Here is a 10,780-nt window from a genome sequence, read left to right on the forward strand (position 1 = left end):
CGCCACAGAAATAAACGCTCATAAGCGAACGGATGATTTCGCTGTATTGATAACCATACAGCCTGCATCTCATACCGAGGGTTGAGTCGATTACAGATGAGAGCTTGGAATCAAATTGCTCCATTATTGGAAAAATACCTCCAAAAGGAGAGAGTTTCTCAGATTTTATTGCTACCTTTGCCATGTCTGTCGGGTTTGATACATATTTTGATTTGCAACACTAAGATAGGTGAAAAATCTGACATGGCAAAATCCTGAGCAACTTTTTGTTGCTCAGGTACTTATAAATAAAGTTAAATCAAAGTGTTGCGGAATTAAGGTCAAATTTGCATATGATGAATAAATGCTTTAACTTTGCAAACGAAATAAAGATAATATGGAACAGACGCAATATAACCAACTCTTCTCCTTCATCTGGAACATTGCCAACGATGTCTTGGTGAACGCCTTCGACAAGGGTGACTACAAGAAGATTATCCTTCCGATGATGGTGCTTCGTCGTCTTGATATTCTCCTTGAGCCGACACACGACCAGGTGCTCAAGCAAAAGGAAGTGCTGTCGAAGCTCGGAATACCCGAAAGTGCACAGGATGTACAGCTGTATTCCATCACCGGCTATCCCTTCTGCAACACCTCACGGTTCACCATGAAGTCGCTGCGCGGTGAGATCAATCCCGTCCGGCTGAAGCAGAACTTCTTGGAGTATCTCGATGGTTTCAGCCACGACGTGCAGGACATCATCGACAAGTTCAAGCTCAAGCAGCAGGTGGACAACCTCTCCGACGCGGGGCGCCTCGGTGCCATCATCGAGAAGTTCACCGACGACAACATCAACCTGGGCATCACCCCCGTCCTCGACAAGGACGGCAACGTGCGCCTGCCGGGCGTCGACAATCACACCATGGGCACACTCTTCGAGCAGCTGCTGCGAAAGTTCAATGAGGAGAACAGCGTCACCGCCGCCGGAGAGCACTTCACGCCACGCGACTATGTGGCGCTGTTGGCCGACATCGCCGTCATACCCGTGGCCGACAAGCTGCAGTCGGCGACCTACAGCATCTACGACGGCGCCTGCGGCACGGGTGGCATCCTCTCCATCTCTGAGAAGCTCATCAAGGACCTTGCCGAGAAACATGGCCGGCAAGTCAATATCCAGCTCTACGGCCAGGAACTGCAGCCCGAGACCTACGCCACATGCAAGGCCGACCTCATGCTCTCCTCGTCGGCCAAGTCGTTCCAATACAACCACGCGGGCAAGACGCGCGAACGCTTCTATTGCGGCTCCACCATCAGCGAAGACGGCCATCCCGGCATGCACTTCGACTTCTGCATCTCCAATCCGCCCTTCGGCACGCCATGGAAAGAGGATATGCACCGCTGGGGTCTGAAGGACAACGAGAAGGACAAGATTACCGACTCGCGTTTCGTCTTCTCCTCCCTGCTGCCCGACGGGCACATGGAGACGGAGAACTTTGTGCCGGGCATCGGCGACCCGCAGATGCTCTTCCTTGCCAACAACCTCTCGCGCATGAAGGACGATACGGAGCTGGGCACACGCATCGTCGAGGTGCACAACGGTTCATCGCTCTTCACGGGCAACGCCGGCGGTGGCGAGAGCAACCTCCGGCAGTACATCATCAGCCACGATCTCTTGGAGGCCATCATCGCCATGCCGGAGAAGGACTTCTACAACACCGGCATCGGCACCTTTGTCTGGGTGGTCACCAACCGCAAGGAACCGCGCCGCTGCGGAAAGGTGCAGCTCATCGACGCCACCGGCATCAAGACACCGCTGCGCAAGAACCTCGGTGAGAAGAACTGCGAGACCAACGCTGACGACCGCCGACGCATCATCCAGTTGCTCATGGACTTCAAGGAGACCCCTGAGAGCAAAATATTCCCCAACGACGAGTTTGGCTATTGGGAGATCACCGTCGACCGGCCGCTGCGCCTGCGTGTGCTTCCCGACGCTGACCTCACGCGGGGCAAGCTCACGGCCGCGGAGCAGGAGCAGTGCCGGCAGGCCATGGACAGCGTACCTGCCGACACGCCCCTCGACGACTGGGACGCCTACGCCAGCGCGCTCGGCTTGAAGAAGACACTGCTGAAGAAGCTCCGGCCTCTCATCAGCGTCACCGACCCACAGGCAAAGCCCGTCAGCGGTGAGATGGACAAGGCGCTGCGCGATGTCGAACAGGTACCCCTGCGCTATGAGGGCGGCATAGAGGCTTTCATGCGCAACGAGGTGCTGCCCTACACCCCCGACGCCGTCGTCAGCGATGACGACACCAAGGTGGGCTACGAGCTCTCGTTCACCAAGTATTTCTACAAGCCCGTGCAGCTCCGCAGTGTTCACGACATCGTGGCAGACATCACCGGCATCGAGCAGGAGACCGATGGACTGTTGGAGGAGATTCTCAGCATCACGAAATAATAAATCGACTATCGTTTTCCTGACGTCAAGAAAACGATAGAATGATAGATTTACAAATACATAAGCATTATATCAATGAAGAAGGAAGTTATAATACAATACTACAACGACTTTGAGTCGGCTGCCATGGATATTGATGGAGTTGAATGTTGGAGTGCAAGAGATCTCCAACAACTCTTAGGCTACAGCAAGTGGGAGAATTTCTCTAAAGTTATTGACAAGGCGAAGGTGTCTTGCGAAAACGCTGGTCATGTAGTTGCCGACCATTTTCCTGACGTCAGGAAAATGGTCAAGCTGGGAAGTGGATCCGAAAGAGAAGTTGATGACATCATGCTTACTCGCTATGCTTGTTATCTTGTTGCACAAAATGGAGATCCGCGTAAAGAGCAGATTGCCTTTGCCCAGACCTATTTCGCCATCCAAACGCGTAAGGCTGAAATCATTGAGAAAAGACTCGCAGAGATAGAACGTGTCAAGGCGCGCACAAAGCTCCAGGATACAGAGAAGCGGCTGTCTGGTGTTTTGTATGAGAGGGGAATTAACGGGCAGAGTTTCGCTAGAATTCGTTCCAAAGGCGACCAAGCACTCTTTCGCCTGTCCACATTACAGATGAAACGCAAAATGGGTGTTCCCGTTTCGCGTGCAGTAGCTGATTTTCTGCCTACAATCAGCATTAAGGCTAAAGACTTTGCTGCTGAGATGACCAATGTCAATGTGCAGCAGAAAGACTTATATGGGGAGTCACAGATATCCCAAGAGCACATTGACAACAATCGCGCAGTTAGAAACATGATGATTCAACGAGGCATTGTTCCTGAGAATCTTCCGCCCGCCGAAGATGTCAAGAAGGTTGAGCGTAGACTTGCGAGTGAGAACAAAAAGGCTTTAGAGAACAAAGGCGACAAGAAGAAAAAGTAATCGAAAGTTTTCACCAATGAAGAGATACCCGACATACAAGGACAGCAGAGTGAAGAGAATCTGGAAAATGAGTTGAATCAATATTAATTGTAAGCATGGAAGACAATCGCAGCATAGCCAGCAGCAACATCAAGGAGCTTGTGGATGAAATACGGGCGATCATCGACCAGGCCCGTCATCATGCAGCCCGAAGCATTGACCACACCCGCGTGCTCATGTACTGGAACATCGGTAAGCGGATATTCGAGAGGGAGCAGCAGGGAAAGGAACGTGCCGATTATGGATCGTATCTTTTAGATACATTGTCAAGGGATCTCACACCTGTATATGGCAGTGGGGTTTCGGTAAGACAATTAGAGATGTGCCGAAAATTTTATCGTACCTATCCAATTGCGAATACACTGTGTTCGCAATTGAGCTGGTCGCAATATCGCATTTGTCGTCATAGAGTTGAAAACGCACAAGCTGACCCATCAGGACTTAGGACAGCTGCAACTCTACGTCAACTATTACGACCGGTATGAGAAGCAGCCCGAGGAGAATCCTACCATAGGCATACTGTTGTGTACGGACAAGAACGATACGGCGGTGCGGCTGACACTGCCTGAAGACAACAAGACAATCCTTGCAAGCAAGTACCAGCTCTATCTCCCTACGTCTGACCAGCTCATCGAACAGAACAATCAGGTGAGGAGATTGGCAAGCAACATCGAAGAAAAGAAAGAGAAGAAATGAAACGATACGATTCATACAAAGACAGCGGAGTGAAGTGGATTGGGGAGATACCGAGCCACTGGGATGCTATAAAACTGAAATACAAATTGCAACTGATAAACGACAAGATTGTTCCGAACGGCTTACAATATATAGGGATGGAAAATATCGAGTCTTTTACTGGCAAGTATGTACAAAGTGGCATCAAGGCGGAAGGCTTGGCAAATCATTTTCAGGCAGGTGACATTCTCTTTGGAAAATTGAGACCTTATCTTGCTAAAGCATACCAATGCAAAGCTGATGGATGCTGCTCTACCGAGCTCCTTGTGTATAGAAATAAAGAATATCCAGATTTCTTTAAATACACATTTCTCGCTAAGCCTTTTGTAGATTTAGTCAACTCTTCTACTTATGGTTCTAAGATGCCAAGAGCAAATGCCAATTTTATTGGTTCACAGTTTATTCCTGTTCCTCCTCTCACCGAGCAGCGTGCCATCGTCTCTTTCCTTGATACGGAGTTGGGGAAGATAGACACCTATATGGACAAGGAGCAGCAACTGATAGAGCGTTTGAAGGAGTTGAAGCAAAGCCTCATTGCCCGTGCCGTTACTCATGGCATCGACCCCAACGTAAAGATGAAACCGTCGGGGATTAATTGGATAGGGGAGATACCAGAACATTGGGAGGTAAAAAATTTACGCAGTTTCTTACGAATTATATCTGACAAAGGTCATCCTAAAGAGCAGCTTCTTTCTGTTGTTCGAGAACAAGGTGTTATTATTCGCAATACAGATTCAAAAGATGAAAATCATAATTTCATACCTGACGACTTAAAAGGATATAAATTGGTAAGGAAAGGGCAATTCGTCATAAATAAGATGAAGTCTTGGCAAGGCTCTTATGCAGTATCTAATTATCAAGGTATTGTAAGCCCTGCATATTACACTTGTGATTTGCGATTTGATAATAAGGAGTTCTTCAATATTGCTATAAGAAGTAAGGCTTATGTACCGTTCTTTTCCCAGTATTCAAAGGGAATTAGAGTCGGTCAATGGGATTTGGATCCCATAAATCTAAAGAAAATACCTTTCTTTCTTCCTCCACTTTCCGAGCAGCGTGCCATCGTCGATTATCTTCAGGACAAGACTTCAAAAATAGACAAGCTGATAACGGAGAAGACGAGGGAATTGGAGTATATGAACGAGCTTCGCCAGCGCATCATCTCCGATGCGGTGACGGGGAAGATAGATGTACATTCATAAAGGAAACATAAATAGAGTAATATAAAAGATATGCCAACCCAATTGAGTGAGAAATCTTTAGAGGACATGATCGTCGAATACCTCGTGAGTCAACACCACTATGAGCAGGGTGTCAGTGGCGACTATGACCTGACTTATGCCATCGACGAGAAACGGCTGCGGCTGTTCTTGGAGACCACGCAGCCCGATAAGGTTGCCGCCTCGCGCATCTTCTCCAACGACGTGGACCACCGCAAGTTCTTGGAGCGGTTGCGCAAGGAGATTACCACACGCGGCATTGTAGACGTGTTGCGCAAGGGGGTGAAGCACCTCAGCTACACCTTCTATCTCTACTGCCCTTATCCCACGGAGCAGAGCGTGAGGAGATGGGCGGAATACCGCAAGAATAAGTTCTGCGTCATCCGGCAGCTCTTCTACAGCCACGACAACAACAACTCTGTCGATGTGGTGCTGTTCCTCAATGGGCTTCCCCTCATCACCATGGAGCTGAAGAACCGGCTCACCTGTCAGGACACCGCCCACGCCGTGGCGCAATATCGCAGCGACCGCGACCCGCATGACCTGCTCTTCATGCCGAAGCGCTGCGCCATCCACTTCGCTGTTGACGACGAGACGGTGGAGATGTGCACCAAGCTCTGTGGCAAGGACTCGTGGTTTCTGCCATTCAACAAGGGCGTGAACGACGGTGCCGGCAACCCCATCAACCCAAACGGACTGAAGACCGCCTATCTGTGGGAAGACATCCTCTCGAAGCGCAGCCTGAGCGACATCATCGAGCACTATGCGCAAGTAGTGACAGAAAAGGATGAGGACACCGGCAAGCGGAAAGAGAAAATAATCTGGCCGCGCTGGCATCAGCTCGAAGCCGTGCGCCTGCTTCTCAAAGACACAAGCCAAAAGGCGGTCGGTGAGCGCTATCTCATCCAGCACTCGGCGGGGTCGGGCAAGAGCAACACCATCACATGGCTCGCCTATCAGCTTGTGGGGATGATGAGGAATGGGAAATGCATGTTCGACAGCGTCATCATCATTACCGACCGCGTGAACCTCGACAAGCAGCTACGCGACAACGTGAAGGCGTTCATGCAAAACGAGAACATCGTCGACTGGGCCAGCACCTCCGACATGCTGCGCCGACACCTGGAGAGCGGCAAGAAAATTATCCTCACCACGGTGCACAAGTTCTCGTTCATCCTCAACTCCGTAGGCGGTGACCTGGCAGATAAGCACTTCGCCGTCATCATCGACGAGGCCCACTCCAGTCAGAGCGGCAAGATGAGCGGCAAAGGAAACATGGTACTCAGCGGACAGGCTCCCACCGATGTCGACGCCGATGACGAGGATGCTGTCAACGAGGCCGTCGACCAGTATATCAACGGCAGGAAGATGGCGCCAAACGCCAACTTCTATGCCTTCACCGCTACACCAAAGAACCGGACGGAGGAGGTCTTCGGCGTGCCCTACATCAAAGACAACGGCGAAACGGCTCACCGCCCGTTCCATGTCTATACGATGAAGCAAGCCATCGACGAGGGGTTCATCCTCGACGTGCTGCGCAACTATACCACTTATAAAAGCTATTACCGCATTCGCAAGGCTGTAGAGGACGACCCGGAGTTTGACCGCGACCAAGCCATGAAGAAGCTCCACTACTTTGTGGAGAGCCAGCCGGAAACGATAGCAGAGAAAGCCAAGGTCATGGTAGAGCATTTCCACACGTCGGTGGCGCAGAAGATAGGCGGTGAGGCGCGCTGCATGATCGTCACCACAGGCATCGGGCGCGCCATCGACTATTTCTACGCCGTGAACCGCCTGCTCAGGGAGCGTGGCAGCCAGTACAAGGCCATCGTGGCTTTTAGCGGAGAATACGACTATCGCGGCACCAAGGTGGACGAACAGCGGCTCAACGGCTTCCCGTCGTCGAAGATAGAGAAGACCTTCCGCACGGGCATGTACCGTTTTCTCATCGTTGCCGACAAGTTCCAGACGGGCTACGACGAGCCGCTGCTCCACACGATGTATGTGGACAAGCCGCTGCACGGCCTACAAGCCGTGCAGACGCTCTCGCGCATGAACCGCACCATGCCGGGCAAGCACGAGACCAGCGTGCTCGACTTCGTCAACACTGCAGACGAGATACAGGAGGCTTTCCAGCCCTACTACAAGACGACGCTGCTCAGCAGCGAGACCGACCCCAACAAGCTCAACGACCTGTTGGCCACCATCGAGGGATACGATATCTATACGGAGGAAGAAATAGACCTTTTTGTGAGACGATATTGGGCAAAAGCGCCGCGCACCGAGCTTGACCCCATCCTCGACACGATGAAGGAACGCTTCATGGCACTCGACAAGGACGACCAGGTGAAGTGCAAGAGTGCCATCAAGGCCTATATCCGCACCTATGAGTTTCTGAGCACCATCATGCCTGATGGAAGCCGGGAGTGGGAGAAGAAGGAAGAGGTGCTGGTGTGGCTGGTGAGAAAACTGCCGTCGCTGGGCATGGACGACCTGACGGAGGGGCTCCTCGAGGCCGTCGATTTCGACCGCTACCGCCAGGAGAAGGTGGACGAGCGAAACATCCAACTGGAGAATACCGATACTGAGATAGCCCCCGTGCCGACGAGTATCAACGATATGGCCGCAGAGCCCAACATGGAACATCTGTCCACGATAGAACAGCAGTTCAACGACCTCTTCGGCAACACCAACTGGAAGGACAGCGATATCGTGCGCCATCAGCTCGACACCGTGGTGGAGAATGTGAGGCAGGACGATACGGTGGTCAACTCCATGCTCAACAGCGATGAGGACACGGCCCACCAGGACAGCGATTTCTCGGTACAGAACAATATGTCGAACGTCACGGAAGCCAGCACGGAGCTGATGACACGCTATTGGCAAGATGCATCGCTACGGGATAAAATCAACCAATGGGTGTTTGAGCGTGTGCGTGAGCAGGTCAATCCACCCTACGACGAAACGGCATTAAAGGAGAAACTCAATGAGGCCTTTCGCGCGGATTTTGCCGACTTCTGCAAAGGCGAATACGAGGTCAGCTTCAGCGAGGTGCTCGACATCTTCTTCCGCCTGGTCAACGTCGATACCATTCCCGACCTGCAGGGGTTGCGTACGATCTTGAAGCGTACCCTCAACTGCCTCTACCGTGCCCAGCACCGGGAAGAGGACTATCGCACCTGGTATTCCGACCTGGTGAGCCGTTTCGAAGCCTTCCTGAAGAAGATATACTGGGTGGAGCATGGTGAGCGGATGCCTTTAGGGGCCGACGGGCGTGAGCCTGCCTTGCGAGAAACCGTGAGCCATTTTCCCAAGGTGGAGGCGCTCTACGGCACGCGGAATCCGAGACTTGAGCGGTTCAAGCAGTATTATCGTAATATGTATAGCTGGCGAAACAATGAGAACCATCGGGCTATCGACATCCCCGCTGAGCTGCTGCCTACCTGTCTGCACGCTGCCGTGGCTATGTATCTCTACGCAACGATGGTCAGTGCGGATGGCTTGAAAGGAAAGATATAGAAATTAGACAAAATATTTTTTCTATGAAGGATGGCTGCACACTTGTCGTGTATCTTTGCATCGTAAATTACTAAAAAGAAGAAAAAATGATGAGAGAACTGAAATGCCCTAATTGTGGCAAGACATTTACCGTTGACGAGGCTGGTTATGCGGCCATCCTCAGTCAAGTAAAGAACAAGGAGTTTGACCGTGAGCTTGAGAAGCGGCTCCATGACATGGCAGAAGCTCAGAAAGCGCAACAAGAGGCAGAAGGACTAAGGGCCGAACAGACTTTTCAGAGTAAGCTTGCAGCAAAGGATGTGGCGCTTGGCAAGAAAGATGCTGAAATTGCCCGGCTGACTGAGCAGCTGAACAGTCTCGATCAAAAAGCTGCCGTGGAATATGGCAAACAGTTGAACTCTAAGGACCAGACCATTGCTGAGTTGAAGGCGCAGATTGACAGAAGCGACAGCGATAAGAAGGTCGCCATCCTTCAGGAACAAAACCGCGCCAAGGATGAGTTGCAGCAGAAGGACAATGATATTGCGCGACTAAATGCTCAAATCGAAGCCGACAAGAACGAAGCTATCATGCGAACCAACAGCATGAAGGAGAGCTATGAGCTAAAGTTGAAACAGGCTCAGGAACAGGTGGAGTATTACAAGGACATGAAGGTCCGTATGACTACCAAGATGATTGGTGAGTCTTTGGAGCAGCATTGCTGGACACTGTACAACACCAATTTGAGAAGTGCTTACCCAACAGCTTACTTTGAGAAGGACAATGACGCGTCCGAGGGATCTAAGGGAGACTTCATCTTCCGAGACAAGGATGGAGACATGGAGTACATCTCTATCATGTTCGAGATGAAGAACGAATTAGAGAACGGCGGAAAGAAACATAAGAACGAGGACTTCTTCAAGAAACTTGACGAAGACCGTAACAAGAAACATTGCGAGTATGCTGTGCTTGTATCAATGCTTGAGCCAGAAAATGAATACTACAACAATGGTATTGTCGATGTCAGCTACCGGTATCCGAAAATGTATGTCATCCGCCCGCAGTTCTTTATCCCTCTTATCACACTCCTTGTCAGTACTTCCAAAAAGAGTGTGGAATACAAACGTGAATTGCAGATAGCCCGTAGCCAAAGCGTGGATGTAACCAACTTTGAAGCAAAGTTGGAAGCATTCAAAGGCAAATTCCTTGGCCACTATCAGATGGCTGCAAAGAAGTATCAGTCTGCCATTGATGACATTGACGCGACGATTAAGAAACTTCAAAAAGTACGTGATGAACTTGTCAGCTCAGAGAATAGCCTCCGCCTTGCCAATAAAGACACCGATGAGCTTACTATCCGCAAACTCACCTATAAGAACCCGACTATGAAAGCGAAATTCGATGAGGCGAGAAACCATAGCAACGCATAAGCATCATCATCTCTATATCGCACCATAGATCTGTCCCACAAAGAGACAGGGGACACCTGGGACATGTGGGACAGCATTCTGCGGATCACCGCTTCCTTCTATGTAAACTATTTTCTCACTGGACGAGCTTGCTTGCTTTTCTTCATCTTCCACGATTCAGGGCCCAAGGGGGATTGTCCGTGGCAGGCGGATGCCGCTGCCTAACCAAAGAACTTGATATGATAGCGTGCTAAAACTATTTTTTTTGCTTACCTTTGCGGTCATGGAACAAGAAAAGATAGACTTCTACAAAGGTTTAGCGATATATATCCTCCCCGAGGGCGTGACTAACTACTTTGACGTGGTGGACTTCAACGAGCAGCCAGCCAAAGATCACGGGAAGCTTTACAAGACCGAGCTTCACATATATCTTGATGAGAAGGACAATCGTCCAGAGGGCTTTGATGGCGTCAAGTCAAACGGCTTCGGTGAAGAGAGGATGATATACGACTTCCCTGTTCGCAACC

Annotated in this window: 7 protein-coding genes and 2 pseudogenes; 8 read left to right on the forward strand and 1 reads right to left on the reverse strand. The window is 50.6% G+C overall.

The genetic code is table 11. The features are described from left to right. Positions 1-184, reverse strand: a pseudogene (locus G604_RS0112220) (IS1380 family transposase); the annotation flags it as partial. A gap of 192 nt (positions 185-376) precedes the next feature. On the opposite strand from G604_RS0112220, the gene G604_RS0112225 reads away from it, so the two are divergent. From G604_RS0112225 to G604_RS0112260, 8 genes and pseudogenes are all read left to right on the forward strand, one after another. After that, the gene (locus G604_RS0112225) at positions 377-2,434 is read left to right on the forward strand and encodes a class I SAM-dependent DNA methyltransferase (protein WP_028910805.1); all 2,058 of its coding nucleotides are present in this window, start codon (positions 377-379) and stop codon (positions 2,432-2,434) included. A gap of 75 nt (positions 2,435-2,509) precedes the next feature. Next, on the forward strand, positions 2,510-3,352 hold the full coding sequence (gene dinD / locus G604_RS0112230) for a DNA damage-inducible protein D (RefSeq protein ID WP_028910806.1): 843 nt from the start codon (positions 2,510-2,512) through the stop codon (positions 3,350-3,352). A 95-nt stretch (positions 3,353-3,447) separates the two neighbouring features. Further along, positions 3,448-3,876 (forward strand): DUF1016 N-terminal domain-containing protein, encoded by a 429-nt coding sequence (locus tag G604_RS15105; RefSeq protein ID WP_081657769.1) that lies wholly within the window; start codon positions 3,448-3,450, stop codon positions 3,874-3,876. Then, positions 3,803-4,087, forward strand: a complete 285-nt coding sequence (locus tag G604_RS14460) for a PDDEXK nuclease domain-containing protein (RefSeq protein ID WP_051220410.1) — start codon at positions 3,803-3,805, stop codon at positions 4,085-4,087. The genes G604_RS15105 and G604_RS14460 overlap by 74 nt, the downstream gene beginning before the upstream one ends. Then, positions 4,084-5,328, forward strand: a complete 1,245-nt coding sequence (locus tag G604_RS14465) for a restriction endonuclease subunit S (RefSeq protein ID WP_051220411.1) — start codon at positions 4,084-4,086, stop codon at positions 5,326-5,328. The genes G604_RS14460 and G604_RS14465 overlap by 4 nt, the downstream gene beginning before the upstream one ends. A gap of 30 nt (positions 5,329-5,358) precedes the next feature. After that, positions 5,359-8,865, forward strand: a complete 3,507-nt coding sequence (locus G604_RS0112250; RefSeq protein ID WP_028910807.1) for a type I restriction endonuclease subunit R — start codon at positions 5,359-5,361, stop codon at positions 8,863-8,865. 89 nt (positions 8,866-8,954) lie between these two features. Then, positions 8,955-10,274: a DUF2130 domain-containing protein gene (locus tag G604_RS0112255; RefSeq protein WP_028910808.1), complete on the forward strand. Its 1,320-nt coding sequence runs from the start codon at positions 8,955-8,957 to the stop codon at positions 10,272-10,274. Positions 10,275-10,536: 262 nt separating this feature from the next. Further along, a pseudogene (locus G604_RS0112260) lies at positions 10,537-10,780 on the forward strand (DDE transposase); the annotation flags it as partial.

The organism is Prevotella sp. AGR2160 (genome assembly GCF_000424185.1).
Taxonomy (GTDB): domain Bacteria; phylum Bacteroidota; class Bacteroidia; order Bacteroidales; family Bacteroidaceae; genus Prevotella.

Excerpts from the sequence above, each read along its gene's own strand:
- G604_RS0112225 (WP_028910805.1), top strand. The coding sequence starts at position 377 with ATGGAACAGACGCAATATAACCAACTCTTCTCCTTCATCTGGAACATT.
- dinD (WP_028910806.1), top strand. The coding sequence starts at position 2,510 with ATGAAGAAGGAAGTTATAATACAATACTACAACGACTTTGAGTCGGCT.
- G604_RS15105 (WP_081657769.1), top strand. The coding sequence starts at position 3,448 with ATGGAAGACAATCGCAGCATAGCCAGCAGCAACATCAAGGAGCTTGTG.
- G604_RS14465 (WP_051220411.1), top strand. The coding sequence starts at position 4,084 with ATGAAACGATACGATTCATACAAAGACAGCGGAGTGAAGTGGATTGGG.
- G604_RS0112250 (WP_028910807.1), top strand. The coding sequence starts at position 5,359 with ATGCCAACCCAATTGAGTGAGAAATCTTTAGAGGACATGATCGTCGAA.
- G604_RS0112255 (WP_028910808.1), top strand. The coding sequence starts at position 8,955 with ATGAGAGAACTGAAATGCCCTAATTGTGGCAAGACATTTACCGTTGAC.